Source organism: Deinococcus betulae (assembly GCF_020166395.1).
In the GTDB taxonomy this organism is placed as follows: domain Bacteria; phylum Deinococcota; class Deinococci; order Deinococcales; family Deinococcaceae; genus Deinococcus; species Deinococcus betulae.
Genome location: NZ_JAIQXU010000003.1, coordinates 110,427 through 137,275, shown reverse-complemented (window position 1 = coordinate 137,275; position 26,849 = coordinate 110,427). Strand labels below are relative to the sequence as shown.

At 64.2% G+C, this 26,849-nt stretch carries 25 protein-coding genes; 11 read left to right on the top strand and 14 right to left on the bottom strand.

All coding sequences use genetic code 11. The features are described 5' to 3' along the window. Positions 1-347 precede the first annotated feature (347 nt). The gene (locus tag K7W42_RS04145; RefSeq protein ID WP_224572532.1) at positions 348-719 is read right to left on the bottom strand and encodes a nuclear transport factor 2 family protein; all 372 of its coding nucleotides are present in this window, start codon (positions 717-719) and stop codon (positions 348-350) included. A 26-nt stretch (positions 720-745) separates the two neighbouring features. Further along, entirely contained in the window at positions 746-1,126 is a 381-nt protein-coding gene (locus K7W42_RS04140) for a hypothetical protein (RefSeq protein ID WP_224572530.1), read from the bottom strand. A 167-nt stretch (positions 1,127-1,293) separates the two neighbouring features. Between K7W42_RS04140 and K7W42_RS04135 the strand changes: the two genes are divergently transcribed. The 3 genes from K7W42_RS04135 (at position 1,294) to K7W42_RS04125 (ending at position 3,056) form a co-directional block, all read left to right on the top strand. Next, the gene (locus tag K7W42_RS04135) at positions 1,294-1,590 is read left to right on the top strand and encodes a hypothetical protein (RefSeq protein WP_157457986.1); all 297 of its coding nucleotides are present in this window, start codon (positions 1,294-1,296) and stop codon (positions 1,588-1,590) included. Between the two features lie 82 nt (positions 1,591-1,672). Further along, positions 1,673-2,557 (top strand): class I SAM-dependent methyltransferase, encoded by an 885-nt coding sequence (locus K7W42_RS04130; RefSeq protein WP_224572649.1) that lies wholly within the window; start codon positions 1,673-1,675, stop codon positions 2,555-2,557. 52 nt (positions 2,558-2,609) lie between these two features. Then, on the top strand, positions 2,610-3,056 hold the full coding sequence (locus K7W42_RS04125; RefSeq protein ID WP_224572528.1) for a hypothetical protein: 447 nt from the start codon (positions 2,610-2,612) through the stop codon (positions 3,054-3,056). A 191-nt stretch (positions 3,057-3,247) separates the two neighbouring features. Here the strand turns inward: K7W42_RS04125 and K7W42_RS04120 are convergent, their stop codons facing one another. From K7W42_RS04120 to K7W42_RS04110, 3 genes are read right to left on the bottom strand one after another with little or no spacing between them, the layout of a single operon-like run. Further along, entirely contained in the window at positions 3,248-3,691 is a 444-nt protein-coding gene (locus K7W42_RS04120; RefSeq protein WP_157457984.1) for a response regulator, read from the bottom strand. Further along, a complete protein-coding gene (locus tag K7W42_RS04115) occupies positions 3,688-5,982 on the bottom strand; it encodes a PAS domain-containing sensor histidine kinase (protein WP_224572526.1) in 2,295 nt (764 codons plus the stop codon). The genes K7W42_RS04120 and K7W42_RS04115 overlap by 4 nt, the downstream gene beginning before the upstream one ends. 12 nt (positions 5,983-5,994) lie before the next feature. Next, entirely contained in the window at positions 5,995-6,660 is a 666-nt protein-coding gene (locus tag K7W42_RS04110) for a response regulator transcription factor (protein ID WP_224572524.1), read from the bottom strand. Between the two features lie 295 nt (positions 6,661-6,955). Here K7W42_RS04110 and K7W42_RS04105 point away from each other — a divergent pair, with 295 nt between their 5' ends. Then, positions 6,956-8,629 carry a ribonuclease J gene (locus K7W42_RS04105; RefSeq protein ID WP_224572522.1) on the top strand — a complete coding sequence of 558 codons (1,674 nt, stop codon included), beginning with the start codon at positions 6,956-6,958 and terminating at the stop codon, positions 8,627-8,629. A gap of 95 nt (positions 8,630-8,724) precedes the next feature. Here the strand turns inward: K7W42_RS04105 and K7W42_RS04100 are convergent, their stop codons facing one another. Then, positions 8,725-9,777: an aldo/keto reductase gene (locus tag K7W42_RS04100; protein ID WP_224572520.1), complete on the bottom strand. Its 1,053-nt coding sequence runs from the start codon at positions 9,775-9,777 to the stop codon at positions 8,725-8,727. A 61-nt stretch (positions 9,778-9,838) separates the two neighbouring features. Next, a complete protein-coding gene (locus K7W42_RS04095; RefSeq protein WP_224572518.1) occupies positions 9,839-10,405 on the bottom strand; it encodes a hypothetical protein in 567 nt (188 codons plus the stop codon). Positions 10,406-10,499: 94 nt separating this feature from the next. Here K7W42_RS04095 and clpP point away from each other — a divergent pair, with 94 nt between their 5' ends. From clpP to lon, 3 genes are all read left to right on the top strand, one after another. Continuing rightward, positions 10,500-11,111 (top strand): ATP-dependent Clp protease proteolytic subunit, encoded by a 612-nt coding sequence (gene clpP / locus K7W42_RS04090; protein ID WP_439648697.1) that lies wholly within the window; start codon positions 10,500-10,502, stop codon positions 11,109-11,111. Continuing rightward, positions 11,108-12,316, top strand: a complete 1,209-nt coding sequence (clpX, locus tag K7W42_RS04085) for an ATP-dependent Clp protease ATP-binding subunit ClpX (RefSeq protein ID WP_157457978.1) — start codon at positions 11,108-11,110, stop codon at positions 12,314-12,316. Before clpP ends, clpX begins: the two co-directional genes overlap by 4 nt. Before the next feature lie 141 nt (positions 12,317-12,457). After that, positions 12,458-14,893: an endopeptidase La gene (gene lon, locus K7W42_RS04080; protein ID WP_224572516.1), complete on the top strand. Its 2,436-nt coding sequence runs from the start codon at positions 12,458-12,460 to the stop codon at positions 14,891-14,893. Between the two features lie 59 nt (positions 14,894-14,952). Here the strand turns inward: lon and K7W42_RS04075 are convergent, their stop codons facing one another. Further along, positions 14,953-15,453: a thioredoxin-like domain-containing protein gene (locus K7W42_RS04075; RefSeq protein WP_224572514.1), complete on the bottom strand. Its 501-nt coding sequence runs from the start codon at positions 15,451-15,453 to the stop codon at positions 14,953-14,955. A 186-nt stretch (positions 15,454-15,639) separates the two neighbouring features. After that, positions 15,640-17,103 carry an MBL fold metallo-hydrolase gene (locus K7W42_RS04070; protein ID WP_224572512.1) on the bottom strand — a complete coding sequence of 488 codons (1,464 nt, stop codon included), beginning with the start codon at positions 17,101-17,103 and terminating at the stop codon, positions 15,640-15,642. Positions 17,104-17,194: 91 nt separating this feature from the next. Here K7W42_RS04070 and K7W42_RS04065 point away from each other — a divergent pair, with 91 nt between their 5' ends. Continuing rightward, positions 17,195-17,659: a universal stress protein gene (locus tag K7W42_RS04065; RefSeq protein WP_224572510.1), complete on the top strand. Its 465-nt coding sequence runs from the start codon at positions 17,195-17,197 to the stop codon at positions 17,657-17,659. A 178-nt stretch (positions 17,660-17,837) separates the two neighbouring features. On the opposite strand, the gene K7W42_RS04060 is transcribed toward K7W42_RS04065, so the two are convergent. From K7W42_RS04060 to K7W42_RS04050, 3 genes are read right to left on the bottom strand one after another with little or no spacing between them, the layout of a single operon-like run. Beyond that, positions 17,838-18,866 carry an LptA/OstA family protein gene (locus K7W42_RS04060; protein WP_224572508.1) on the bottom strand — a complete coding sequence of 343 codons (1,029 nt, stop codon included), beginning with the start codon at positions 18,864-18,866 and terminating at the stop codon, positions 17,838-17,840. 9 nt (positions 18,867-18,875) lie between these two features. Next, positions 18,876-19,766, bottom strand: a complete 891-nt coding sequence (locus K7W42_RS04055) for an LptA/OstA family protein (RefSeq protein ID WP_224572505.1) — start codon at positions 19,764-19,766, stop codon at positions 18,876-18,878. A gap of 19 nt (positions 19,767-19,785) precedes the next feature. After that, on the bottom strand, positions 19,786-20,394 hold the full coding sequence (locus tag K7W42_RS04050) for a hypothetical protein (RefSeq protein WP_224572503.1): 609 nt from the start codon (positions 20,392-20,394) through the stop codon (positions 19,786-19,788). Between the two features lie 80 nt (positions 20,395-20,474). On the opposite strand from K7W42_RS04050, the gene K7W42_RS04045 reads away from it, so the two are divergent. After that, complete coding sequence (locus K7W42_RS04045) at positions 20,475-21,245, top strand: TatD family hydrolase (RefSeq protein WP_224572500.1); 771 nt, start codon at positions 20,475-20,477, stop codon at positions 21,243-21,245. 45 nt (positions 21,246-21,290) lie between these two features. On the opposite strand, the gene K7W42_RS04040 is transcribed toward K7W42_RS04045, so the two are convergent. Beyond that, entirely contained in the window at positions 21,291-22,256 is a 966-nt protein-coding gene (locus K7W42_RS04040; protein ID WP_224572499.1) for an alpha/beta hydrolase family protein, read from the bottom strand. A 98-nt stretch (positions 22,257-22,354) separates the two neighbouring features. Further along, entirely contained in the window at positions 22,355-22,891 is a 537-nt protein-coding gene (locus K7W42_RS04035; RefSeq protein WP_224572496.1) for a hypothetical protein, read from the bottom strand. A 228-nt stretch (positions 22,892-23,119) separates the two neighbouring features. Between K7W42_RS04035 and K7W42_RS04030 the strand changes: the two genes are divergently transcribed. Together K7W42_RS04030 and K7W42_RS23110 are read left to right on the top strand one after the other, a co-directional pair. Then, positions 23,120-24,145, top strand: coding sequence for an Ig-like domain-containing protein (locus K7W42_RS04030; protein WP_224572494.1), 1,026 nt, complete (start codon positions 23,120-23,122; stop codon positions 24,143-24,145). Between the two features lie 22 nt (positions 24,146-24,167). Beyond that, on the top strand, positions 24,168-26,843 hold the full coding sequence (locus tag K7W42_RS23110) for a S8 family serine peptidase (protein WP_369411316.1): 2,676 nt from the start codon (positions 24,168-24,170) through the stop codon (positions 26,841-26,843). Positions 26,844-26,849: the final 6 nt, after the last annotated feature.

Sequence of the window (26,849 nt, the reverse complement as noted above, 5' to 3'; positions counted from 1 at the left end):
GAGTTGAGGGGCGTTCTCGGCCCCTCAATGGAACGGGCAGCCGCTGTCAAAAGAACACGGCTGAACCTTGTTCGCCTGATTGAAGGGCAGTGCCGCTTTCCGAGTCTGCCCTCATAGGAATTTCGATGAAATCCGAGCGGAGCGAGAGGGGGAAGGTACGAATATATGGAGGCGCAGGCGGTACCCTTCCGGCTGTGACGTAATGAAGCGGCATCCGCATCAGACGCGACTACGGTCGGGTTGGCGTCCATCGCGCAGGAGGAGTGCATGGCGCAGATGTGGGGTGACCATCCTCCTTCAGGCTAGAGCGGGCCGCTGTCTCGACTTGGGGAGTCTGGGCGACGCACTCAGTCTCGAATCGTATCGGTGGCCTGTGACCAGAGGCAGCGCCACGCACTGTCCTGGGCCTGCGTGTAAATATCCAGATGCCAGCATTCCAGATGGTTGTTCGGGCCACCCTGGAAGGACACGTCAATCACCGAGCGGTACCGGACGGCGCCCAGTCCAGGCACCTGCCGCACCTCCAGGGGCGTCACGGGTTCAAAGCGGTGGTACTGAAGAGAGCCGTCCAGCAGGCCCGAGAGATAAAAGGCTCTGGTCCAGATGGCGCCGCTGGGCGTGCACAACTGAAAGTCAGGATGATGAAGCGCCTCCAGGGTGGCCTGCTCGGCGTGCAGGATCGCCCGAAGTCGCTGCCGCTCCAGCTGCCGTATATCCATCTGTGGAGTCTAGGTCTTGGGTGCGATCAGGCCGTTTCCTCCCGGTACGCCGCCTGGACCAGTTTCAGGCCGGGGGCCAGCGCCAGGGCACGCAGCAGCGGGCCTTCAATTCGCAGCACGCCTGCCGTCATGGCGGCCACCGGGTTTAATTCGCCGCGCCAGAAGGTGTGGGCCTCTGGCCCCCGCAGGTGAAAAGTCAGGTCGGCGTCTCCCTGCCGGGCGGCGTTACCGCTGCTCAGGGCCACTTCGTCACTGCGGCCGTCCACCAGCACGCAGGCGTCGGGCGCCGTATGCACGAAGCGCAGTTTCAAGCGGGCCTGCGCCGGACTGGGGTCAGCGGCACGCAGGAACACGCGCGTCAGGCGAGCTTCGAGGTCGGCTCCACGGGCAGGCCACAGGCTGGTCACCGGGTCAGCTCAGCGTGTGCACCAGAAAAAGACCGTAAGCACGCTTGCAAAAAGTCGGCCAGCACGCGGAATTCCTGCACTTCATGAAGCGTGCGGGCCTACACTTCGCCGCCTCTTGCCGTGGTGTGCTGTGCAGGCAGGAAATTCCCAGACGCAGGAGGTCAAGCATGAACCAGCAGTTACAGCAGACCATTGACGCCCTTTCGGGTGGCCTTCAGGACGTGCCCGCCAGCGCCGCGATTGACAACGTGACGAGCTGGCACCAGACGCTGGACGGCGTGCCCGGCGCCGAGACGGTCGTGGAGCACCTGGCCAGCCTCAAGTCGGCCCTGGAAAGCGGTGACCTCGAAGGCGCCGCCGCCCTGCTGCCCGACCTGGGTGCCGCCACCGAGAGCCTCGCCCCAGACGCCCCCGAAGCTGACCAGAGCGGCCTGCGCCAGCTGGCCGCCGCCCTGCAAGGCTAAAGCCCGCTTCTCCTTCGGTTCCGGCCCCGTCTATCCTGACGGGGCTTTGTCTGCTCTCCCCCTCTTCTTTACCACCGAACCCATGAGCGTCATTCTGCCTGCCGTGCGCGGCGCCCTGCGGCTTCAGGGCGAGGTGGCGTTCACCGTGCCCGACCCCGACCTGGGGCTGGGTCTCCACGCGGGTGAGCCCACGCCCGCCGGATGCCACCGTCCCTGGGCCACCTGGACCGACCTGGCCGACCTGCTCGGCGCCCATCTGCTGACCCCCGAACGGGCCGAGGCAGGCCGCGTCACCGTGCGGCTGCGTACCTGGGGCGCCGTGCCTGACCCGGATGCGGCCGGCTACAGCCCAGCCGGGGGCTGGGGCCGCGTGAACAAGCTGGAGGACCCCGTGTTTCTGGCCACCTTCATCGAGGCGCTGCGGCGGGTTAATCCGCCGCCCAGCGGCCGGGTGCTGGCGCTGGGGGTGAATGCTGGCCATGAGCTGGACGCCCTGGCCCTGGCCTTTCCGGGCCAGGCGTTGCAAGTGACGGGGGTAGACCTTGACTCCGGGGCGCTGCGGGCTGCGCAGGCCAGGTTTCCAGCCGCCACTTTCCTGCAGCAGGATGTCAACGTGTTGCCCCCTGACCTGGGCCGCTTTGACCTCGTCCTGGCCCTGAGCCTGCTGCAAAGCCCCGGCGTCACCCAGGACGTGCTGCTCTCGGCGCTGCGCCGGCATCACCTGAGCTCCAGCGGCGGTCTGATCTTGGGTTACCCGAACGCCCGCTACCGCGACGGCACCCTGAGTTACGGCGCGCGCCTGCGCAACTTTGCCCGCCCAGACCTGAGCCTGCTGGCCGCTGATGTCACGAATGCCCGGCGTGGCCTCCAGAAACACGGGTTCAAGGTGTTCGTGACCGGGAAATATGAGGTGCTGCTCACGGCCATTCCAGCCCAGAGCCGCACGCCACTGAATTTGGAGCTGTAGGCCACAAACTTTCTTACGCAGGCCTCACGGCTGCGCTAGGGTGGGCAGCTGTATGCGTTCCTTGCTTCTGCTGCCTGCCCTGTTTCTCGCTGCCTGCGCGCCCGCTGCCACCACGGCAGACGTCCTGAAAGGCCCCTTGGTTGAGGGTGAACGCTGGACCATCACGGGCCGCGACCAGTTCAATGAAAAGGTGGAGGGCGAAGTCGTGGTGCCCGCTGCCCCGGACTATGACCGCACTGAGCGCGAATGGAGCTATGAAGATGCGCGGGCCTACATTGGCTACACCGAGAGTAACCGGCACTTTCAGGTCTGGGACACCCGCGACGCCAAGCGGCTGGTGGTATGTATCGTGCGCCAGCCCTATATCGGCGGCGTCCGGGAATACCCTGGCATCAGTGTTACTGGCTCAATGGCCGACCTGGACGCCGTGTTCGCCAAGCTCAGCGGCACCGGCACCAAACTGACCGGCGGCGACTGCACCGTCAAGCGCGGAGGCTAGGGTTCAGGCACCGCGTGCTGAAGAGTGCGGATTGAGTGAAAAGGAGGTGGCCACGGCTGTTCGTGCTGTGGCTACCTCCTTTTCACCTGTTTTCTGCAGCCTTGGGAGTGAGCAAGCACCCCCTGTTCCTTCCTCCTGCTGCCCAGACGCAGAGACGCCCCCAAGTCCTGAGCGCCTCTCTGTGCTGACAGTCAGGCCCGAGGGGGGAAGCGCACAAACGTCAGCCAGAAGGCTTCAAAAGCTCGCATGGCGCCCAGAAAGTTCTCGAAGCCCACCGGCTTGACCACGTACCCACTGGCGTGACGCTCGTAGCAGGACCGCACGTCGTCGTCGGCCTGGCTGGTGGTCAGCATCACGACAGGAATGCTGCGCAGCAGGGGGTCGGCCTTGAGTTCCTCCAGCACCTCCAGCCCCGTTTTGCGCGGCATGTTGATGTCCATCAGAATCACGTCGGGGCGCGGCGAACCGGCATGTTCGCCCTCGCGGCGCAGAAAGCGCAGGGCGTCCACACCGTCGCGGGCCACGTGCATGCGGTTGGGCACGCGGGATTCCTCGAAGGCTTCCAGGGTCAGCAGGACATCGGGTTCGTTGTCCTCGACCAGCAGGATTTCAATGGGTGTAGAAGGCGCGGTCATGGGGTCGGCACCGCCGGCAGGCTCACCTGAAACGTGCTGCCCTGCCCTGGGCTGGACTCGACCCAGATCTGGCCGCCGTGGTGTTCGGCAATCTTACGGCAGATGGCCAGCCCCATGCCGTTGCCGGCAAAGGAGTCCCGGTGATGCAGCCGCTGAAAGATGTCAAACACGCGGGTGTGGTATTCCGGCGCAATGCCAATGCCGTTGTCCTGCACGCTCAGATGCACAAAGGCCCCCTCCAGGCGCGAGGTTACGCGCACCTGTGGCGGCTGGCCCGGCGCGCAGAACTTCAGGCCGTTGCTCACCAGATTGGTTAGCAGTTGGGTCAGCAGCGAGGCCTGGCCCAGCACCGAATGAGGCGTGTGCCAGGTCAGGGTGCCGCCCCCCTGCAAGGTCCCCTGAACGTTACTGGCCGCCGCCGCCATCAGGTCATTCAGCGCCAGCGGCGTCAGGGGAGTGTCTTGCCGGCCGGTGCGGGCGAAGGCCAGCAGGTCCTGAATAAGGCTGCGCATCCGCTCGACGGCGCCCTGTGTGTAGGTCAGGTACTGCCCGGCCCGCTCGTCCAGCTGGCCGCTGTAGCGCCGGGCGAGCAGCTCGGTGTAGCTGCCGATGGTCCGCAGCGGTTCTTGCAGGTCATGAGAAGCCACATAGGCAAACTGTTCGAGGTCCTGGTTGCTGCGCTCCAGATTCTCAATCATCTCGTGCAGCTGCTGCCTCGCCTGCTCACGCTCAGTGATGTCCTGCACCATCACCACCGCGCCGCCCACCTGCCCGGAAGCGTCCTGCGTGGACGTCACGACGTAGGCCACCGGCACCGCCCGGCCCGAGGCGTGCCACATCACGTCGCGCTCGATGCGGCGGGTCTGGCCGTCGCGCAGCGTCTGGTGAATGGGGCACTCTGAAACCGGGTAGGGCCGCCCGTCCTCATGGTGGTGGTGAATAAGGTCGTGCTGGCTCTGGCCAATCATGCTTTCAACGCTGTGACCAAAGATGCGGGCCGCCGCTGGATTGGCAAAGGTAGTCACGCCGCGCGGGTCCAGCCCAAAGATGCCCTCGCCCACTGCTGTCAGCAGCAGGGTGCTGAAGCGCGTGACCTGCGCCAGTTCGGCCGTGCGGGTCTGCACCCGCGCCTCCAGGTCGGCGTTGGCGTCCATCAGTTCCTGCTGGGCGGCGCGCAGCTCGGTAACATCCGTGTTGGTGCCCACCCATTCGCTGACGGCGCCCCGCTCGTCCAGCACAGGTACGCCGCGCGCGTCCATCGCCACATACACGCCGTCGGCGCGGCGCACGCGGTAGGCCGTGATGTAGGGCCTGCGGGCCGCCACCGCTCCTTCCCAGGCGGCAATGGCGTGGGCGCGGTCTTCTGGATGCAGGGCGCCCAGCCAGCCGGCCTGGCTGTACTCTTCCGGCGTCTGGCCCGTGAAGGCTTCCCAGTCGAGCTGCGGCGGCAAAAAGGCGCCGTCAGGCTGGGTGGTCCACACGATCTGGGCGGTGGCCTCGACCAGCGAGCGAAAGCGCTGCTCGCTGCCCCGCAGCGCCTTCTGGGTGGTGTACAGGTCTGTGACGTCGTTAAAGACGGTCGTGACCTGCTTGGGCTGAGCGCTGCCGGGGGCGCGCCGGGGCAGGGCGGTCACGTCCAGCCAGCGCTGCTCGCCGCTGGGCGGGTGAAAGATGCCCATCGGGACGTGATACACCGCTTCGCCGCTGCGCAGCGCCTGCACAGACGGGTGGGTGTCACCGGGAAACGCCGAGCCGTCCGGATGAATGGCCTGCCAGCGGGGGTCCATGGAATCGCGCCCGGTCAGCTGGTCCAGGCTGAGGCCCAGAATCTGCTCGGCGGCGCGGTTGGCGTGCAAAATGCGGCTGTCGGGGGCCTGCACCGTCATGCCCAGGCGCAGGCTGTCCATCAGTTCCAGGGCCACTTCCAGGGGGTCGCGCGCCACATGCAGGTGAATCAGGACGCCGCCCCCTGCCGGCGAGACCGTCACCAGGGCCGGCGCCACCGTGTCCACGGCCCGCGCCGTGACGCGCGAGGTCTGGCCTTCCAGGGCGCCCATCACCGCCGCCCGCACCGCATCGGCACTCTCTGCTTGAAACAGCGCCTGCCAGTCGCCCTGCGGCGAGGCGCGCGTGATGCGCTCCTGCGCCGCCGCGTTCAGCGTGACCTCGCCGCCAGGGTGCAGCAGCGCCACCGGGTCCGGCAGGGCGGCCAGCAGCGCGCTGGCGTCCACCCCGGCAAACCCGGTGCCCGACCCATCTGGCCGGCCCAGACCAGGCTGGGCGTCCGTCATGTGTCCTGGCCCTTAGCCGCGCAGGGCGTAGCCGACGCCGCGCACGGTTCGCAGCAGCCCGTAGCCGTCCAGGTCGCGCAGCTTGGCGCGCAGGTTGGCCATATGCACGTCCACGACGTTGCTGCCCTCGGGCAGGCGCCCCTGCCAGATGTCCTGGCCGATTTCCTGGCGCGAGTACACGCGCCCTGGCTGACGAATCAGCAGCGCCAGGATGTCAAATTCCTTGGGCGAGAGGCGCAGTTCGTCGCCCTTGTAGGTCACCAGGCGCTTTTGCGGGTCCAGCGTCAGGTCGCCCATCGTCAGGCTCTCGGTGGTGCGCTGGCGCAGCTGCACCTTGACGCGGGCCAACAGTTCGTCGGGGTGAAAGGGCTTAATCAGGTAGTCGTCGGCGCCCAGGCCTAGCAGGCGCACCTTTTCGTCCACGGTGTCGCGGGCGGTCAGCACGATAATCGGCACCGCGCTGTTCTTGCGCAGGCGCTGCACCACGTCGCCGCCGTCAAAGTCAGGCAGGCCCAGGTCCAGCAGAATGAGGGTGGGCTGGTCCTCGCGGGCTTTGATGAGGCCGTTCATGGCGCTGTCGGCGTGGTCAACTTCGAAGCCGGCGTCGGTTAGGTCCATCCGTAGGACGTTGGCAATGTCCAGGTCGTCCTCGATGACAAGAATGCGTTGCGTGGTCACGTGGCCGATGATACCCCCTCATGAGGGGCGCCTTCATGATGGTTTCTTGACCGCCAGGGTCTTGCGCTCCTGAACTTCGCGGCCTTTGGGGGGCTGGTGGCGGCCTGCTGGGCTGTCCCCCGCCGGGGGTGTGCTAGGTTGGTGAGACCGCGCCTCTATGTCTGCCGGCCCCTGGCCCCAGCGCAGAGCGACACAACTCAGTCCCCACCCCGGCTGCCCCTGGTGGCCCCGCCTTCTCTCACAACCTGCTGTGCATCCCCGCCCAGGGGCCGCATCCAGCCCACCGGAGATCCTCATGACCCAGCCCAACAAGGCCACACCCGCCCAGGGGGCCGCCCCGCACCTTGAAGTCATTCCGCTGGGCGGCATGGGCGAGATTGGCAAGAACATCACCGTCTACCGCTCCGGCGACGAGATTATGGTCGTGGACGCCGGCCTGGCCTTTCCCGACAGCCACCAGATGGGCATTGACCTCATCATTCCGCGCATTGACTACCTGCAGCAGAACGCCGACCTGATTAAAGGCTGGATTCTGACCCACGGCCACGAGGACCACATTGGCGGCCTGCCGTACATCCTGCCCCGGTTGCCCAAGGTGCCGGTTTACGGCGCGGGTCTGACCCTGGGGCTGGTGCGCGAGAAGCTGTCCGAATTTGGTATCCGCGACGTGGACACCGACCTGCGCGAGGTGCAGATGGGCGACAAGGTGCGCATCGGCACGCAGTTTCAGGTCGAGTTCCTGCGCATGACCCACTCGATTCCTGACAACGCCGGGTACATCCTGTCCACGCCGGCTGGGGTGGTGCTGCACACGGGGGATTTCAAGCTGGACGAGGAACCCAGCGACGGGCGCCCCAGCGACCTGGCACGCATTGAGCAGGCGGGCAAGGACGGCGTGCTGCTGCTGATTTCGGATTCCACCAATGCCGAGCGCCCGGGCCGCAGCGTCAGCGAGGCCGAAGTGGCGCGCAACCTGGAGCAGCTGATTGCCAGCTGCAAGGGCCGCGTGTTCCTGTCCACCTTCGCGTCCAACGTGCACCGCATGCAAAACATCGTGCAGATTGCCCACCGCCTGGGCCGCCGCGTGGTGCTCGAAGGCCGCAGCATCCTGAAATATGCCCAGGTGGCCCAGAGCGTGGGCTACATGGAATTGCCCGAGCCTTTCCTGAGCAATGACGAGGTGGGCACTCTGCAGGACCAGCAGGTGCTGTACATCTGCACCGGCTCGCAGGGCCAGCCTATGAGCGTGCTGCCCCGCCTGGCGTTTGGCAACCACGCCAAAATTGCGCTGCGCCGGGGCGACAGTGTGATTCTGAGCAGCAACCCGATTCCCGGCAACGAGGAAGCGGTGAACCTCGTGGTCAACCGCCTGTACGAAATCGGCGTGGACGTGTACTACCCCCCGGCGTACAAGGTGCATGCCTCGGGCCACGGCAGTCAGGAGGAACTGGCCACAGTGCTGAACCTGACCCGGCCCAAGTTCTTCCTGCCCTGGCACGGCGAGCCCCGTCACCAGATTAACCATGCCAAACTGGCCCAGACGCTGCCCCGGCCTCCCAAGCGCACCCTAATTGCCAAGAACGGCGACGTTGTGCGCCTGAGCCAGGAGGATTTCAAGGTGACAGGCACGGTGCCGGCCGGTGCCGTCTATGTGGACGGCCTGGGTGTGGGCGACATCGGGGACGATGTGCTGCTGGACCGCGTGAACATGAGCCAGGAAGGCATCCTGATCATGACGGCGGTGCTGCATCCCACCCCCCACGTCGAGATCGTTTCGCGCGGCTTTGTACGCGCCAACCGTGAACTGGACGCCCAGATTCGCAAGGTGGCCCTGGACGCCGTGGAGCAGGGCACCCGCGAGAAGAAGCGCCTGGAAGATGTGCGCGACGACATGTACGGGGCCGTGCGGCGCTTTGTCCGCAAGGTGACGGGCCGCAACCCGGTGCTGATTCCACTGATCGTGGACTGAGCAGTAGGGGCGCCGGTCGTGGTGCTCCCAATCCCGTATCAATAAGGCCGCCCACAGCTGGGGCGGCCTTGTTCAGTATTCAGTCCAGAGCGAGCTTACGGTGTCCAGCCCTGCACGTCACTGCCACCAAAAATCATGGAGCGCAGACCGTCTGAGAAGAAGTTGGGGGTGTCCGGGGCGCTTGCCTCGCCGAGGGTCTTCAGCTGCTCGGCACTCAGCCGAACGTCCAGCGAGGCCAGATTGTCGGTCAGTTGTCGCGCGCTGCTGGCCCCGATGATCGTCGAAGTCACGCCCAGCTGAGCCACCACCCAGGCCAGCGCCACCTGCGCCAGTGGACGGTCCACCTCGGCTGCCACCGCCCTCAGCGCGTCCAGGGTGCGCCAGCTGCGTTCGGTGAATTTGCTGTCGCCAAACGGATTGGGGCCGTCCAGGCGGCCCTCGCCCTGGGCCGTGCCCTTCAAACCGTCCTCGCGGGTGTATTTACCAGTAAGAAAGCCGGCGGCCAGGGGACTCCAGGGGGTCAGGCCCAGCCCCAGCTCGCGCGCCGCAGGGGCATGCTCACGTTCCAGGTCGCGGCCTACTAGCGAATACTCCAGTTGTAGGGCGATGGGGCCGGGGACGCCGTGCACCTGGGCCAACGTGGCGGCCTTGGCGGCATACCAGGCGGGCACGTTCGAAAATCCGAAGTACCGAATGCGCCCCTCGCGCACGAAGTCACATAGGGTCTGCAGCACCTCTTCGGCGGGCGTCACCATGTCCCAGATATGCAGCCAGTACAGGTCGATGTAGTCGGTGCTCAGGCGGCGCAGCGAGGCGTCCAGCGCCGCGTGCAGGTGCTTGCGCCCGTTGCCGCTGGCGTGTGGATTGCCCTTTTCGGTGGAGAAGGCGGCCTTGGTGGCCAGAACGAGGCGGTCACGGAGCTTCCCCTGAGTAACGAAACGCCCCACCCACTCTTCGCTGCGGCCTCCGGCATACACGTTGGCGGTGTCAATGAAATTGCCGCCGGCTTCCACGTAAGCGTTGAAAATTGCCTGAGATTCGTCGTCGGACGCGCCCCAGCGGGCGGTGCCAAAGGTCATGGTGCCCAGCGCTAATGGGCTGACCACCAGGCCCGAGCGGCCCAACGTGCGGTAAGAAGAAAGGTTCATGCCCCAGGGTGGGGGAGAGGAGGGTGGGGGGACTGTAGGGGGTGGTACGGAGAAGAGAGGGTTAGGAAGGGTCCAAGGGACCGAAGTAGGCCTCCCAGCGGGCACTGAAAACGAGTTCCGCCGCGTTCAGTTGGGCCAGAGCGGGAGCGGCTTCTTCGGGGCGCAGCAAAGTTCCCAACACCAGCGCCGCGCTCCGAAAAGGAGTGAGCAGGTCCGCTGAAGCTAGTTTGTATGGCTGATACTCGTTCGTCATGAATGTCAGGAGGCTTATTGGAGTTGAAACCTGCTTAAGGAAAGGGAGCAACGTTCGGGTGTAACTGCCCCGGATTTCTTTGGCAATCCAGCGCAGTTCGGGATCGCGGGCTTCTGAGGGAAAACGCCATCTGCGGGCCTGAGTGTTCTCCAGACGGTGCGGTGTGCTGCAAAAACTGAGAATACGCTCCTCTCCACTCTGAAAAACGAGAAATCTCATGCAGCCCTGCACATCAGCGTGCCATCTACCCTGAAAGTGTTGTAAACGATATTTGAGGAACAGAGCGCCGTGCATTACTTCGCGCCGAAAGATGCCCCCCCACGCCCTTTCCTCATGGTGGCTGTATCCCAACTCTTCCGCCTGCGCCGCCAGCAAGGCCAGCAGCGCGTCCCTAACACGCGTGTCTTCTGGCTGTTGCCCGCCTCCACTCCCCACCTTTGACACTTTACGTTTTCCGTCCCGTGCGATAATCGCCCTTATGAGCGTGATTCCCTACGTCATTGAGCAGACTGGACGCGGCGAGCGGATGTACGACATCTACTCGCGCCTCCTCAAAGACCGGATTATTTTCGTGGGCACGCCAATCGAGTCCCAGATGGCCAACACCATTGTGGCGCAGCTGCTGCTGCTGGACTCTCAAAACCCCGAGCAGGAAATTCAGATGTATATCAACTGCCCCGGCGGCGAAGTCTACGCGGGCCTGGCGATTTACGACACCATGCGCTACATCAAAGCGCCCGTCAGCACCATCTGTGTGGGCATCGCCATGAGCATGGGCAGCGTGCTGCTGATGGCCGGCGACAAGGGCAAGCGCATGGCCCTGCCCAACAGCCGCATCATGATTCACCAGGGCTCGGCGGGTTTCCGGGGCAACACCCCCGACCTGGAAGTGCAGGCCAAGGAAGTGCTGCACCTGCGCGACAAGCTGGTGAGTATCTACCACCGGCATACCGACCTGCCGCACGACAAGCTGCTGCGCGACATGGAGCGCGACTACTTTATGTCGCCCGAGGAAGCGCTGAAGTACGGCCTGATTGACTCTGTCATCGAAAACACCCGGGAACTGGGAGGCGCGCAATGACCAAGACGGGGGGAGACCGCTGCTCGTTCTGTGGGCGGCAGCATCCGCAGATTGCCCAGCTGATCGAGGCGCCGGGCCGCGCCGCCTTCATTTGCAACGAGTGCACGGACCGCGCGCACGAGCTGGTCAAGCAGAACAAGAAAGCAGGCGGCGACTTCAGTCTGACCGAACTGCCCACGCCCAAAGAGATCAAGGCGTACCTCGACGAGTTCGTGATTGGGCAGGATGAGGCGAAAAAGGCCCTGGCGGTCGCCGTGGTCAGCCACTACCAGCGCCTCGCCCACCCCGATGTGAACCTGCAAAAGAGCAACATCCTGCTCATCGGGCCGACGGGCACCGGCAAGACCCTGCTGGCGTCCAGCCTGGCGGAGATGCTGGAAGTGCCCTTCGCCATCGCTGACGCCACCACCCTCACCGAAGCTGGCTACGTGGGCGATGACGTAGAAAACGTGATCGTGCGCCTGCTGCAAGCCGCCGAATACGACGTGGCGGCGGCTGAGCGCGGCATCATCTACATTGACGAAATCGACAAGATCGCCCGCAAGTCCGAAGGCACTTCCATCACCCGTGACGTATCAGGCGAAGGTGTGCAGCAGGCCCTGCTGAAGATCATTGAAGGCACCGTCGCCCAGGTCCCGCCGCAGGGGGGCCGCAAGCACCCGCAGCAGGAACTGGTGCAGGTCAACACCAAGAACATCTTGTTCATCGTGGGCGGGGCCTTTGACGGCATCGCCGACATCGGCCGCACCCGCACCAACGTGCGCGCCGTGGGCTTTGGCGCCGAGCACAAGGGCGACGAGAAGGCCGAGCTGCGTTTCCTGCCCGAAGACCTCGTGAAGTTCGGCCTGATTCCCGAGTTTGTGGGCCGCCTGCCGCTGGTCGTGCAGTTGCAGGACCTCGACGAGGACGCCCTGGTACGCATCCTGACCGAACCGCAAGGCGCCATTGCCACCCAGTACCAAGCCCTCTTCGGGTTTCAGGACGTGGACCTGAGCTTTACCGACGAGGCGCTGCGTGAGGTGGCCCACCGCGCCCGTGACCGCAAGACGGGCGCCCGTGGCCTGCGCGCCGTACTGGAAAAAGCGATGACCGACCTGCTGTTCGAGTTGCCGGTGGACGGCCTGCGCGAACTGCGCTTTGACGCCGATCACATTGATGACCCCATGACGCTGCTTGAGTCAAAGGGACTCAAGAAGTCTGCGTAAACGCAACAGAGCTTACAGCATTCCCCCGCGCCCGTCCCTAGACTCTGGGGACACCGTGCGGGGGTATTTTTCGTTGTTCTTCCCTGCGATACACTGACCCATTCACGCGCGGCCCAGCGCCGCGCGACCCAAGGAGCAAGCATGATTTGGGAATTACCCGTCGTCGCCCTGAGAAACATTGTGATCCTGCCCGGCGTCACCATGAACGTGGACGTGGGGCGCCCCAAGAGCAAGCGCGCCGTGGACGAGGCGCAGGCCAGCGACCGGCGCGTGCTGCTGCTGACCCAACGCGACGCCCGCACCGATGACCCCACCCGCGCCGAGCTGTACGACATGGGCGTGCTGGCGGTCATCAAGCAGGTGGTCCGCATGCCCGACAACACCTATCAGGTGCTGGTGGAAGCGCAGGAGCGCGCCGCCGTGCTGGACGAGGTGCCCAGCGCGTATATGCGTGTGCGCGCCGAGACCCAGCCCACCGCCGCCGACCCCAGCCGCGAAGTCGCGGTGCTGGCCGGCGAAGTCAAGAGTGCCTTTGAGGAATATCAGCGCCAGAACAAGAACCTGCGCCTGGACAACTACCAGTTAGAAGGCCTGAAAGCCCTGACCGACGTGGGCGCCCTGGCCGATCAGGTGACCCACCACGCCACCTGGACGCCCGAGGAGAAGCAGGAGATTCTGACGGCCGTGGAGTTACGCCCCCGCCTGGAAGGCGTGCTGAAGCTGCTGTCACGTGACACCGAGCGCTTCAACATGGACAAGAAGATCGCCGGGCGCGTCAAAGAGCAGATGGACGCCAACCAGCGCGAGTACTACCTGCGCGAGCAGATGAAGGCCATTGGCAAGGAACTGGGCGGCGGCGAGGACGGCCCCGCCGAGGTCGAGGCCCTGCGCGAGAAGATTGAGGGCGCCGGCATGCCTGACAGCGTGAAGGAAAAGGCCCTCAAGGAACTCCAGCGTTTAGAGCGGACTCCCGGCGGCAGCCCCGAAAGCACCGTCGTGCGCAACTACATTGACTGGCTGGTGGACGTGCCCTGGAACAAGCGCGATGAGGAAATCCTCGACATCAGCCGCACGCGCGAAATCTTGGACGCTGACCACTACGCGCTGGGCGACGTCAAAGACCGCATCCTGGAATTCCTGGCCGTGCGTCAGCTGACCCACAAGCCCGGCGAAACCGAGGAGCAGCGCCAGGAGCGCAGCGCCGAAGAGCGCACCGACGACGCCGAACTGCGCGCGCCGATTCTGGTGCTGGTGGGCCCTCCTGGCGTGGGCAAGACCAGCCTGGGCAAGAGCATCGCCCGCAGCCTCAACCGCAAGTTCGTGCGGATGGCGCTGGGCGGCGTGCGTGACGAGGCCGAGATTCGCGGTCACCGCCGCACCTACATCGGCAGCATGCCGGGCCGCATCATCCAGGCCATGAAGACGGCGGGCGTGACCAACCCGGTCATCCTGCTCGACGAAATTGACAAGATGAGCAGCGACTGGCGCGGCGACCCCAGCAGCGCCATGCTGGAAGTGCTGGACCCCGAGCAGAACCACACCTTCCAGGACCACTACCTGGAAGTCCCCTACGACCTGTCGCAGGTCATGTTCATCACGACGGCCAACAGCCTCCAGACCATTCCCCGGCCCCTGCTGGACCGCATGGAAATCATCCAGATTCCCGGCTACACCCAGCCCGAGAAGGTGGAGATCGCCAAGCGCTACCGCGTCCCCCGGCAGGTCAAGTCGCACGGCCTGACCGGCAAGCTGGAAATCACCGACGCGGCCCTCAACCGCATTGTGGAGGAGTACACCGCCGAGAGCGGCGTGCGTAACCTCGACCGCCAGGTCAGCAAGCTGGCTCGCAAGGCCGCCCGCGAGCTGCTGGAAAAGGCCTGGGACAGCGTGAAGGTCATTGACGCGCCGCAGGTGCCGGATTATCTGGGCGTGCCCATGCACCGCCCCGACAAGATGGAAAAAGAGCCCCAGGTGGGCGTGGCGCAGGGTCTGGCCTGGACCAGCGTGGGCGGCACCATGCTGCTGGTCGAAGCCCTGGCGACCCCTGGCACCGGCAAGATCGTCATGACCGGTTCATTGGGCGACGTGATGAAGGAAAGTGTGGCGGCGGCTATCGCTTACCTGCGGGCCCATGCGGCGGAATACGGCGCGGACCCTGATTTCCACAAGACTCTGGACCTGCATGTGCACTTCCCTGACGGCGCCACGCCCAAGGATGGCCCCAGCGCCGGCATCACGATTGCCACAGCCGTCATCAGTGCCATTACTGGGCGCCCAGTGCGCCTGGACGTGGCCATGACTGGCGAGATCAGCCTGCGCGGCCGGGTGCTGCCTATCGGCGGCGTCAAGGAGAAGCTGCTGGCGGCCCACCAGGGCGGCATCCGCGAGGTCATCATTCCCAAGGACAATGAGCCGCATCTGCAGGACGTGCCCGACAGTATTCGCGGCGACCTGCGCATTCACACCCTGGAGCGCGTAGGCCAGGTGCTGGACCTGCTGCTGCTGCCCAAGCCCGAGGCCAGCGAGCCGAACATGCCCGTCCCCATGAGCAAAGGCGTGACCCAGCCCGGCGCCTGAGAGACCTACAAGAACAAAGCCCCCGGTAATTGGCCGGGGGCTCTTTCTATCCTTCGTGCTCAGCGCGTTTCGCTATAGGCGCCGCTGCACGAGGCGCCGCGCTCGGGGGCAGTGGCACCTTGCTCGTACTTGTCCAGGAACGCCTTGAGGCGTTCGTCGCCTGCGCTGTCGACCTTAATCTGGGCGCCCCAGGCGCTGGCCGTGACGGGCTTGTCCAGACCTTCGTAGGGACTGAGCAGCGTATAGGGCCGGCCTTCCACCAGCCCTTTCAGCTGGTCCACCTGCGCTTTGTCGAGGTCCGGGCGGTAGGTGATCCACACCGCCCCGTGTTCCATGCTGTGCACGGCGTACTCATTGTACAGCGGCCGGTCATAGACGCCGCAGTTCTGCCAGCTGGCGTTGTGGGCGCCGCCAGCCGGCGGGTTTTCGGCGTACAGCAGCGAGCCGGTGCGGTGGTCGCCGCCGTCGTACTTGAAGGTCTGCACGCCATCAACGGCTTTAGAGCCGCAAGCTGTCAGGGCAAACAGGAACAGGGAAGCCAGGGGCAACGCGCGTTTCATGGACCTCTAGAGTAGCGGCTGGGCATGAGGGCGTGTGGAGGTGTTGCGGCGGCCGTCCAGCTCGGGAACAGCCGAGGACCGGACGCTCCTCCAGGTGCCAGGATGGCTTCCCTCGTTCCGCAACTTTGTTCGGCTTTCCAGTCGAGTTGAGCCTAAAAGGTATTACGGACTAATCCGAAACCCGTCTTACTCGCCCCCAGCGGTCTGGGCCGCGCGGTCACGGGTCTCGATGTGAAACCCCGGAGGTGTGCCGTTGGGAAAGCCGGCGCCCCTGAGGTCCACCGCCTGTCGGTCCGGCACGATGTCGCCCTTCAGGCCCCGCGCGGCCAGCACCGGCAGAAATTCGGCCATGACCTCGTTCTCGCCGTGCACGAGCCAGACGTGCGGCTGCCCGGCCGCCTCCAGAAAGGCCAGCAGATCGTCCTGATCGGCGTGGGCGGAAAAGCCCCCGATGGTGTGCACCTGCGCGCGCACCGCCACCTCCTCACCCAGAATGCGCACCGTGTCGGCGCCGCCCACAATGCGCCCGCCCAGGCTGCTGGGCGACTGGTACGAGACGATAATCAGGCTGGTGCCCGGCTTCCAGAGGTGGTGCTTGAGGTGGTGCTGGATGCGCCCACCGGTCATCATGCCGTTGCCCGCCAGAATGATGGCCGGGCCGTCGTAGCGGTTGATGCGCTGGGACTCGGCGCTGGTGTTGACCACATGCAGCGTGCCTGGCCGGAAGGGGTCCTCGCCCGCTTGCAGGGCGTCTCTGACCGGCGGCACTAGCTCATCCCCGAACTCGAAATACTCGTGGGTGGCGCGCGCTGCCATCGGGGAATCCAGAAAGACGGGCAGGCGCGGCACCTCCCCGCTGTCCATCAGTTCTTTCAGGGTATGAAGGATGGTCTGGGTGCGCTCAATGGCGAAGCTGGGAATCAGGATTTTCCCGCCCTGGCGTACGCTGGCCCGCAGCGCCGCGCTGAATTCGGCCAGAGTGTCTGGCCAGGCGCGGTGGGTGCGGTTGGCATAGGTGGATTCCAGCACGATGGCGTCGGCCGGCGGCGGCGGCGTGAAGTCCAGTTGCAGCCCACTCTCGCGGTTGCCCAGGTCGCCGCTCATGATGAGGCGGCCGTCCGGGGTGTCCAGCACCAGATAGGCGCTGCCCAGAATGTGCCCGGCGCGCTGCGGGGTCACGCGCACACCCGCGACCACCGTGGTCTCGCCGAAGGTCAGCACCGGGCGCAGCAGGGCCAGAGCGCGGTGAACGTCCTCCTCTTCGTACAGCGGCGGGGGCACCTGCTCGTCGGGCACCCCCTGCCTCCGGGCGCGGCGCAGGTCGTGGCGGTAGCCCTCCACCTGAAGGCGTGCGCTGTCCAGCAAGACCGTTTCGGCCAGCGCGGCCGTGGGGGCCGTGCAGTACACCGCGCCGCGAAAACCCCGTTTGACCAGCAGCGGCAGCCGCCCCACATGATCCAGGTGCGCGTGGGTCAGGAGGACGGCGTCCAGCCCGGCCGGCTCGAAGGAAAAGGCCTCGCGGTTGCGGGCCTCTAAGTCGTCGCCGCCCTGAAACAGCCCGCAGTCCACGAGCAGCTGACGCCCGCCCAGCGTCAGCAGGTGCATGCTGCCGGTCACCGTCTGCGCCGCCCCAAAACTCTGGAGGTTCATACGGCAGTCTAGGGGGCCACCACAGACCAGCCGCTTTACCGGCCCTTTACCCTCCAGCGGCCCTGACCGTGGCGCGGTGTACGGTCAGGGCATGACCCAGCTTGCTGACCCCTCTGCTTCTGGTGGCTTCGCCCGGATTCTGGTGGGTGTGGATTTCTCGGCATCCTCGCAGGCGGCCCTCACCCTGGCCCGCATCCGATTTGCCGGCGCGCAGCTGTGCCTGGCGCACGTTACCGACGCCCGCGTGACGGCGACCCCCGACCTAATGGGTGGCGTGACCCCCGCCCTGCCAGACCCGGCCCTCCTGAATACCCTGGAACATGCCGACGCGGGGCGCCTCCAGAGCCTGATGCAGGGCGGTGAGGAGGTTGAGCTGCTGGTGGGCGACCCGGTGACGGGCCTGCTGGATGCGGCAGCCCGCTGGGGGGCAGACCTGATCGTGGTGGGCACCCACGCCCAGGGCGCCCTGGAACATTTCTTCCTGGGCAGCACCGCCGAGAAAATCGTGGCCCGAAGCCCGGTGCCGGTGCTGACGGTGAGGGCCGAGCGCCGGTAAGGGATGGCCTGGTTCTGACAGCAAAACCCAGAATGGTTGAGGAGGATGTTTCGACCTCTCAATGAAGCTGGCAGCCGCTGTGAGCGGTAGAGTGGGGCAGCAAGGCGGCCGAATTGAAAAGCCCAAATGAAAACAAGTGGCACCGTTCAGGACAGGGCCACTTCTCGGGTATCTCTTGTCAAGGGTTAGGTGGGGTAGCAGGTGGAGGTACGGCAGATGGTGTCCCCGCTGCCTCGCCTTCGATGAACTCCCCGGTAATCGTGCCGCCTTCGGGCTTGACCGCTCGCACCTCGTTGCGGTCCAGGTCGTACAGGATGGTGCCGGCGCTCAGGGTGTCGCCGCCCTTCACGCTCTGGGCAGGCTGTTCAGGGGTGCCGTACAGACGGGCAATATTGCTCGCGTCGTCGTATTCCACCCGCGCGGCCTTGCTGACCCGGCCCCCCTCGGAATTCAGGACCACGTTGCCGACCAGCGTGGTCTTTTCATCGTCCACGCTGACCTCAATGCGCTGGCTGGTGCCGCTGAGGGCGTCTTTGTCACTGCTGCGCTTGAAGGTGATGGGGCCGTCAATGCGGGCGATGCCGTCGGCGCTGTCATAGACCAGCTTCTGGCCTCTGAGTTCCGTGCGGCCCTGCGTAACCAGCACCGTGTCGGCGGCCGGTTTGGGCGTGGCCTCGACGGCACAGCGGCTCAGACGATCCGTCTTGCCAGGCGGCGGCTCGTCCAGAAAGCGGGCGGTGCCAGCGCTGGCCTCGACCCGGCCGTCACTGCCCTCCTGGCCGTCTTTGGGGGGCAACTGCGTGACTACCGCCAGCGGGACGGTGATGACGTTCTTGTCAATGGTCAGGCGCACGCCGCCCGTGCCGGTTTCGCTAAACACCGCCAGGGTAGGAGCGTCTTCAGGGTCGTCCTCGGTGGGCTGGCACAGCACGAAGACGCCGCTGTCATCCTGGGTGCCGGTTTTGACAATCAGAATGCGGCGGCTCTTGCCGTCTTTTTCGCTGCGGCGCACCAGTTCCAGGCTGGACTGCTCGGCGCCCGCCTGCTCCGGCGCTGGTGCCAGGTCTTCCGGGGGCACCTGGGGAGTCGTGGTTCGGGCCGGGGCAGAAGGCACCGGCTGCGTCTGCCCCCACACCACGCCGCCCAGCCCCAGCAGCAGGGCCACCGTCACGCGCCCGGCGGCCCCTGTCCAACGCTGCCCTGTCATCACGGCAGTTTACTTCTTGCTCAGCTCAAACTGTTCAGTGGGAATCTTGTACGCCGAGTTCAGCGCGCGCACGCGGGCCAGATCGGTGCGCTGTTCCAGGTAGCCGCTGGCTGGGGCCTTGACGGTGACCTTGCTCTTGCTGTCGACGCTGACCGCGTTGCCCACCACGTAGGCGACATTCTTCTTGTCGTCGTAGTACACGGCGTCGCCCGTGGTCGTGGTGGTGCCCTGCACCAGCTTCACGCCGCCGCGCACGTACAGCGTCTTGGTTTTGGTCAGGGCGCGCACTTCCTGGCCCGTGATCACCAGTTCCTTCTGGCTGCCCTTGGCGGCGCGGGTCAGGCTGGGGGTGCCGGTCAGCTGCGCCAGTTCGCGGTCCTCATCAAAGACCAGTTTGTCGGCCTTGCCGCTCTGGGTGCCGGTGGAGAGCGTCACACCGCCCGTGCTGGTCGAGACGTTGTTGTCCACGTCCAGGCTCATCTTGGGCGCCTTGATGGTCACGGTGTCGCCGTCTTCCTTCTTTTCAGGCACGAAGGTGGCGCTGGCGTTGCCGTCCAGGACGCCCTGGCCAGTGGCCTCGTCGTAATTCAGGCCGCTGCCAGTGGCGGTCAGGCGGCCGCGCGTGACCTTCACGTCGCCGGTAAAGGCGGCGGTGCGCTTGCCCTTGGCTTCAATCAGAGGCGTACCTTTGGGGGCGGCCATCACCGCTTGATTGGCTTCAATATTGAGGGTGCTGACCTTCGCCTTCACTGGATTGCCGGTAAAGGTCAGAGGGCCGTTTCGTACATCACCGCGCGGCCCGCCCTGGATGGTAATCAGGCGTTTGTTGGCGTCGCCCGTCTGGGCCAGCACTGGAGCGGCAACGGCGAGCAGAGTCAGCAGGGAAGCAGTCTTTTTCATGGGTGATCTCCTGAGTGGTTTAGGCGCCGGGGACGCGCTGGCCATTGACACAGCGTTCAGTGGTATCAAGGTCGTAGGTAAAGTTTGAGGTCGCGTTATCCGAGTCCTCAATGTTGAAATCAAAGCTCATCTTGAGCAGGCCAATAAAGCCATTCATCTGAGGTGAATTGACCTGCGCTTTGGGCGCGCTAAAACCCTGGCCCTGCTCAATCTTCACGGGTGTCTTATCCGTACCAGTCAGGTCAATGTCGGCACACTCGCGCACCAGCGTGATGCGGGCCTGACGGGTGGTCATGTTGTCCTGGCCGTCAATCGTCAGGTCAGGGGCCGTTAGGCGCGCGTCTAGCACCTCACGTCCCGTCAGGCGTCCCCGGGCGTCGCGTTCCTTCTTTACCCGCTGCCCACCCGAGAGGCCGCTCAGGTAGGTGCGGTTCTGCTCAGGGTCACTTTCTACATTGACGGCGCGGAAGCTCCACACCGCGTCCGGGTCACGCGAGGGATAGAGCTTGAGCTCCACGCCCGAGAGGGTCGCGCCGGTATCGGCCACGTGGCCGCCTGTCGGCAACAACACAAACGTCAGCGCAAAGAGGGTGATGCCCGCCAGGGCGTAGAGGCCAGTTTTCTGCACGGCTCGCACTCTAGCGCGGGCCTCTCATGAGAGTGGTGGGGATGGCATGGGACAGAGCTGGACAGCGCTAGCCTGCGGGCATGATCGACACGCATACCCATCTGGATTACCTGGACGACCCGGCGAGCGCCCGCTCCGAGCTGGGCCTGAGCGCCATGGTTTGCATTGGCGCCAGCGTTCAGCATGCCCGCAATGCGGTGGCCCTGGCCGAGCAGTTTTCTGACGTATATGCCACCGTGGGCCTGCACCCCACCGACGCCGACCAGGACAGCCCTGACACCCGCGCCGAACTGGAAGCCCTGGCCCAACACCCGCGCGTGGTGGGCATTGGCGAAAGCGGCCTGGACGACTACTGGAACGCGGATCAGCGCTCAGTGCAGCGCGCCGCCTTCGAGTGGCAGCTGGACCTGGCCAGCCGCGCGGGCAAGCCGCTGGTCATTCACACCCGCGACAAGGCTGGCCAGGACAGCGCCCACCAGGGGGGCATGGAGGTCTTGCGGGCCTGGCCAGAGGTGCCGGTCATCCTGCACTGTTTCAGTGGACATGCAGGTCTGCTGCGCTTTGGGCTGGAGCGCGGTGACCACACCTATTTCGGGTTTGCCGGCAACACGACCTACAAGAACGCCGCTGAGATTCATGCGGCGGCGCGTGAGGTGCCCCTCTCCCAGTTGCTGGTGGAAACCGACGCGCCCTTCCTGGCCCCAGTCCCCAAGCGGGGCAAACCCAACCGGCCCGGTTACGTGCGCTACACGCTGGAGTTCATTGCGGCGCTGCGCGGCCTGGCCCCCGCTGAACTGGAGCGTTCAACAGACGAAAACGCTCAGCGGGTCTATGGGCTGCCGATAACTTAAAGGTGGCCGGCCCAGCACGCGCGGCCGCAAGGTCAGGGCGCGCCGTTACAGGTGCTGCTGAAAGAACTTGACGCTGCGGTCAAGGGCCACGCGCAGGTTGCGGCTCAGGTCATGGTTGTCGCCGGGGTAGACGTAATTCTGCACCGGCTTGCCCAGGGCCTTCAGGCGGGTGGCCAGCGAGGTGTGAAAGGCCACGGGCACCTCCTTGTCTGCCGTACCTATGTGCAGCTGCACGGGGCCGCCCAGGTCGCGCAGGTAGGAGGTCGCGCTGAGCTGATTCCAGAACTGCGGGTTCTGGCGCGGGGTGCTGTATTTCGCCACGGCCTGTTTGCGCAGGTTCAGGATGCGGGCCGGAATAGAGACCGGCACAGGGTTGTTCCATTCGTTGAGGAGCTGGTGGTAGTCGCCCACCACGCCCGCCCAGATGACCCCAGCCTTCACCTGCCGGTCAATGACCATCGCCCGCAGGGTCAGAAAGCCGCCCATCGAGTGCCCCCACATGCCGATACGCGCGGCGTTGACCCGGCCATCTTGCTTCAGGCTGCTCAGCGCGTTCATGACATCGGTGGTGTAGCCCGGTGCGTAGTAGCCGCCCAGCGCCTCGCCCTGGCTGCTGCCGTGACCCCGGTAGTCACTTTTCAGGGTCACGAAGCCTGCCCGCGCAAAGGCGTCCTGATAGGCCACGTAGCGCTCAGTGGTGCGGTAGACGTTGGGCGGGATATAGCCGTGATTGAAGACGATGGCGGGCCAGCCACCTTTGGGTGGCGTCCCGCGCGGCACCGTCAGCAGCGCGTTGATGCGCAGGCCGTCGGACTGGTAGCTCACCACCTGACGGGTGTAGGTGCTGCCTGCCGCCAGGGTCTGCCGCACGGTCAGGGCACTGCCGGGATAGGCCTTTTGCCGGGCAGCGGGAATGCTCATCTGCGCGGCGTCCACCGCCGCCAGCGCCGCGTCAGACTGGGCCAGGGCCAGAGGCGTCAGCAGCAGGGTCAGTGGCAACAGGCGGCGCATGGCGTCAGGCTAGGGGGCGGCAAGAGGCGAGACTGCGGCCTGGCCACCGTTCCCGCCTTGAGGCTTCACTGGGCCAGCCCTCATGGCGCAGCGGCGGCTCAGCGGCTCAGGGTGTAGCTGGTCAGCCGGGTAAAGGGGCTGGGATTACCGGCGCCCAGTGCCACACTGCGGTCATACAGATTCCAACCTCGCGTGACGGTCATGGCCGGCAGCAGCTCGCCGCCCCCCAGGAACTCTGGAATCTCTACCGTGTCCACTGTCCCCGAAACTGGGCTGTACACCAGCCACTGCCGGTTGCGCGCAAAGGTCTCGCCCACGTCATACCGGGCGTTGTTGTTGGCGTCGTCAAAGGCGATGACCTGATACACGCCCGCCACCGCCGGGATGCCCGGCAGATCAAAGCCGAACTGCCAGGTGTTCGGATCGCTGCTCACGACGTTCTGGCCAATGGCGCTGGTGTTGGTCACGGCCACCGGTACGCCTGTGCCCACCAGCGCCAGGCGCAGGCGGGGCGCGGCGCCCCAGTCGCCAGCAATGGTGCCGCTCAGGGCGTAGGCGTCAGGCGGACGCACCTCCTGCGGGCGGCAGGCCGAGAGCAAGGACAGCAGGAGTAAGGCGGGGAGAGCAGCGCGCATGAGGCCACCGTACCGGGTTTTGGGATGAGGTTGTCTCGACTGTTTTCTGAGTTGAATCTGAAATTGAGCTTAGGGCACCTTGCCCCTTGCTGCATGTGACGTTATCTTAGGGCCTCACCGCATGACATTAACCGGCTCTCTGTCGGTTCTGTTTCCGTTCTTGTCTCGTCTTTTTATAGACTCATCTCTCTCACGGGTAGAGAGAAGTCGAGTGGCAAAGGAGATTCCATGAAGAGATCCACTACATTCGCCCTTTTGGCTTTGACAGGTGCCTTGCTAAGCGCTTGTAATCCGCAGCCGACCCCGGATACTGCCAAGCCTTCGGTGAGCTTGGTCGCTACCCCCAATACCGTCACAAACGCTGGCCAAGTCACCCTGACGGCGACAGCTTCAGACGACGTTGCGTTAGCCTCAGTGTCATTTTATAAAGGAACGACCCTCATCTTCACAGATGTAACAGCGCCTTACACGGCGACAGACAATATCACGAGCTCTCAAAACGGCAGTGTGACCTACCGAGCTGTGGCCACTGATACTTCTGGAAACACTGCTGAGGCGACCACTGCCATAACGGTGAACATTGACAACACGGCGCCAACAGTAAGTGTCACAGCGGCGCCTAACCCTTTGGTTGCAGCTGGCGTTGTGACATTTACGGCTACGGCCACCGACAACGTAGGCGTGACTAAAGTTGACTTTTTCGACAATGGCGTGCTCGTTGCAACTGACACCACCGCTCCATTTACTGCCAACAAAGCTTACGCTTTCGCAGATAATGGTGTGCACACCATTACGGCCAAAGCTTATGACGCACTGAACAATGTTTCTACGGCGACAACAACGACCACCGTGTCTATCGTAGATGCCAATGAACCTAATGACAGTGTAGCTGCAGCCACCCTCCTGACGGTGGGCACGCCGATCAACGGCGCGATTACGGCTCAGGCCCGCGACATAGATTACTTCAAGTTTGATGCAGCGGCGGGCGATCCCCTGAAGCTGACTGTCAAATCGGTCAGTGCAAACGCCGCTAGCACCCTGGATCCCTACGTCATGATCCTGATGCCCGATGGAAAAACTGTTCTGGAGAAGGATGACGACGGCGGCACGAATCTGGAATCGGAAATTCGCTTCAATACACCTGTCGGCGGCACGTACACCGTTGTCGTGACCAGCTTCGAGATTCACGATGACCCGACCGCCACCGACGACAAGGCCACCAATACATACCAGATCGCCCTGAGCCGCCGCTAAGGCGCACCCGAGGAGTCAATACGTGAAGAAGACTATTCAGACCGCGTCCCTGCTAAGCCTGGCCCTCGTGCTAGGCGCCTGTGGGAATAACAGTACGCCCCAAACCGTCACGCCCAACGCTCACTCGGCCAAAGAACTGAACGCCCGTGCACAGGCCACTGATCGCTGGTTCGTGGAACTGGCTGGTGACCCTACGGCCCTGAGCGTCCAAAGCGTTGGCGCTCAGCAGGCTGCCTTCCGTACCCAGGCCGCCCAGCTGGGTATCCGCTATCAGGAAGTCATGAGCTTCCATACGCTCTTTAACGGCTTCTCGGTGAAGGCCAGCAGCGCCGAGATCAATCGCATCTCTCGCATGGCCGGCGTATTGGGCGTATATCCCGTTAAGGTCATCCCTGCCCCCGTGGTTGAGCGCAACTTGGCTGATACCCTGACTCCTGACATGTTCTCCGCCATCAACATGACGGGAGCCAGCGTCGCCCAGAACGAACTGGGTCTGACCGGTAAGGGCATCAAGGTCGGCGTGATTGACACCGGGATTGACTTGGAGCACCCTGCTTTCGCGGGACGTGTAGTCGCACAGTACGACTTTGTGGGCGATCAGTACAGTAAACCAGCCGACTCTCCTGTCCCTGACCCCATCGCCGACGACTGCCAGGGCCACGGCTCACACGTCGCGGGCATTGTGGGCGGCAACGATTCCAGTAAAGGCTTCAAGGGTGTAGCGCCCGAGGTTAGTTTTGGGGCCTACCGAGTTTTCGGCTGCAACGGAAGTACCAAAGAGGACATCATGATCGCCGCTATGGAGCGCGCCTACGCGGACGGCATGCAGATTGTGAACCTCAGTATCGGTTCGGCCTTCGAAAACTGGGAAGGAACGCCCTCGGCCAAGGTCGGCAGCCGCATGGTCAAGAAGGGCATGATTGTTGTGGCATCTGCTGGGAACAGCGGAGCCAATGGTCAGTACTCCATGGGCGGTGTAACCATGGGGGACAACGTGATCTCGGTCGCGTCGGTCAGCAATATTGAGATTGAAGTTAACAACTTCACCCTCAGCGACGGCAGCAGTGTTGGATACGTGACAGGAGACGGCCCACCTATCGGAACGCCTGGTGTTACGCTACCTATTACTAAGAAGCCTGGGAGCACCTCTACTACGGCGAATGACGGCTGCACTGTCAGCGGCGGCTTCGCCGCTGGCAGTCTGACTGGCAAAGCTGTGCTGATTCAGCGTGGCACCTGCACTTTCCTAGAAAAAGTGACCAACGCCCAAAAGGCTGGCGCCAGCGCAGTTGTCCTGTATAACAACGTTGCTGGCTATCAGGTACCGGGAGGCTTAGATAGCAGCATCACTATTCCTGTGGTGAGCGTGAGCCGTGCCGATGGCCTCAAGATTGACGGCTTAATCAGTAGTGGTGTCAGCCTGACATTCAAGGCCGGAAAGATCGGTATTCCTAGTCCAACCGGGAACACCCTCGACACATTCTCTTCATATGGCATGAGCGCTGAGCTGGAGCAGAAGCCCGACATCGCCGCGCCCGGCGGGAACATCCGCAGCGCGTATCCTCTAACCAAGGACGCCAGCGGCTACGCAACCCTGAGCGGCACCTCCATGGCTTCCCCACATGTGGCCGGGGCCGCCGCGCTGATGCTTCAGGCTTTCCCAAACACCAAGGCCAAGGACATGCGCGGCCTGCTCATGAACAGCGCTTCGTTGCGCTGGTACCGTGCTGCCAACGGCACCTTGTTCACCGGCCTACCCGATCACGTGCAGCGCCAGGGAGCGGGCATGTTGGATATCGTCGGCTCGTATTACAACACAGTGCGCGCCACGCCCAATAAGCTCAGCCTGGGGGAAAGCGCCAGCTTCGCCACCCGCAATAAAGTAGTTGTGTTGAAAAACACCTACAGCCGCACTGAGACATTTAAGGCGTACCACTACCCCGCCCTAACTGTTGGCGGCACCACTTGGGCTCCAACTGCCAGCACGGCCTACGCCACCATGACCATCAATGGACAGGATGCCGATAAGACTGATGTCGAAGTTGTTGTGCCTGCTAACGGCGAAGCCGAGCTGAACGTTGTGATCGCGCCGCCCGCAGGCGCGTCTGACAAGGCTCAGTACGGCGGATACATCATTCTTGAAAGCAACTCCGGTCAGAACATGGTGATTCCCTACGGCGGCTTCAAGGGCGACTACCAGAGCATCCAGGTACTCGGCAACCTGATCGTGAACGGCACTAGCCAGAACTTCCCCGCTCTGGCGGACGACGTGGCTAATACGTACTACACCGAGGGGCAGAACGTTACCACGCCTATTGATTACACGTTTAAAGATGTGGCCGTTGACCCAAGCAAGCCCAACGAACTGACGATGGACGCCCCGTATATCATCGCGCAACTCTCCCACCAATCCCGCAGGCTGACGCTCGACCTGCTAGATGCAAACGGCACGGTTATGGAAAAACTCCGCACAGAGGAGTATCTAGGCCGCAACTGCACGAATAACCTCGCCTTGGCAAGTAGCACCTGTGATGCCTTCTTCAATTTAGAATGGGACGGCAAACTCAGCAACGGTAAGGATGCGCCCAACGGCGTATACCAGCTCCGACTGAAGGTCCTTAAGGCGCTGGGGGACGAGAGTGTCGAGAGCGACACTGAGGTCTACACCAGCCAGAAGTTCACCGTCGCGCGCCCCTAAGATACA

Excerpts from the sequence above, each read along its gene's own strand:
- K7W42_RS04145 (WP_224572532.1), bottom strand. The coding sequence starts at position 719 with ATGGATATACGGCAGCTGGAGCGGCAGCGACTTCGGGCGATCCTGCAC.
- K7W42_RS04135 (WP_157457986.1), top strand. The coding sequence starts at position 1,294 with ATGAACCAGCAGTTACAGCAGACCATTGACGCCCTTTCGGGTGGCCTT.
- K7W42_RS04130 (WP_224572649.1), top strand. The coding sequence starts at position 1,673 with ATGAGCGTCATTCTGCCTGCCGTGCGCGGCGCCCTGCGGCTTCAGGGC.
- K7W42_RS04125 (WP_224572528.1), top strand. The coding sequence starts at position 2,610 with ATGCGTTCCTTGCTTCTGCTGCCTGCCCTGTTTCTCGCTGCCTGCGCG.
- K7W42_RS04120 (WP_157457984.1), bottom strand. The coding sequence starts at position 3,691 with ATGACCGCGCCTTCTACACCCATTGAAATCCTGCTGGTCGAGGACAAC.
- K7W42_RS04115 (WP_224572526.1), bottom strand. The coding sequence starts at position 5,982 with ATGACGGACGCCCAGCCTGGTCTGGGCCGGCCAGATGGGTCGGGCACC.
- K7W42_RS04105 (WP_224572522.1), top strand. The coding sequence starts at position 6,956 with ATGACCCAGCCCAACAAGGCCACACCCGCCCAGGGGGCCGCCCCGCAC.
- K7W42_RS04100 (WP_224572520.1), bottom strand. The coding sequence starts at position 9,777 with ATGAACCTTTCTTCTTACCGCACGTTGGGCCGCTCGGGCCTGGTGGTC.
- clpX (WP_157457978.1), top strand. The coding sequence starts at position 11,108 with ATGACCAAGACGGGGGGAGACCGCTGCTCGTTCTGTGGGCGGCAGCAT.
- lon (WP_224572516.1), top strand. The coding sequence starts at position 12,458 with ATGATTTGGGAATTACCCGTCGTCGCCCTGAGAAACATTGTGATCCTG.
- K7W42_RS04075 (WP_224572514.1), bottom strand. The coding sequence starts at position 15,453 with ATGAAACGCGCGTTGCCCCTGGCTTCCCTGTTCCTGTTTGCCCTGACA.
- K7W42_RS04070 (WP_224572512.1), bottom strand. The coding sequence starts at position 17,103 with ATGAACCTCCAGAGTTTTGGGGCGGCGCAGACGGTGACCGGCAGCATG.
- K7W42_RS04065 (WP_224572510.1), top strand. The coding sequence starts at position 17,195 with ATGACCCAGCTTGCTGACCCCTCTGCTTCTGGTGGCTTCGCCCGGATT.
- K7W42_RS04060 (WP_224572508.1), bottom strand. The coding sequence starts at position 18,866 with ATGACAGGGCAGCGTTGGACAGGGGCCGCCGGGCGCGTGACGGTGGCC.
- K7W42_RS04055 (WP_224572505.1), bottom strand. The coding sequence starts at position 19,766 with ATGAAAAAGACTGCTTCCCTGCTGACTCTGCTCGCCGTTGCCGCTCCA.
- K7W42_RS04045 (WP_224572500.1), top strand. The coding sequence starts at position 20,475 with ATGATCGACACGCATACCCATCTGGATTACCTGGACGACCCGGCGAGC.
- K7W42_RS04040 (WP_224572499.1), bottom strand. The coding sequence starts at position 22,256 with ATGCGCCGCCTGTTGCCACTGACCCTGCTGCTGACGCCTCTGGCCCTG.
- K7W42_RS04035 (WP_224572496.1), bottom strand. The coding sequence starts at position 22,891 with ATGCGCGCTGCTCTCCCCGCCTTACTCCTGCTGTCCTTGCTCTCGGCC.
- K7W42_RS04030 (WP_224572494.1), top strand. The coding sequence starts at position 23,120 with ATGAAGAGATCCACTACATTCGCCCTTTTGGCTTTGACAGGTGCCTTG.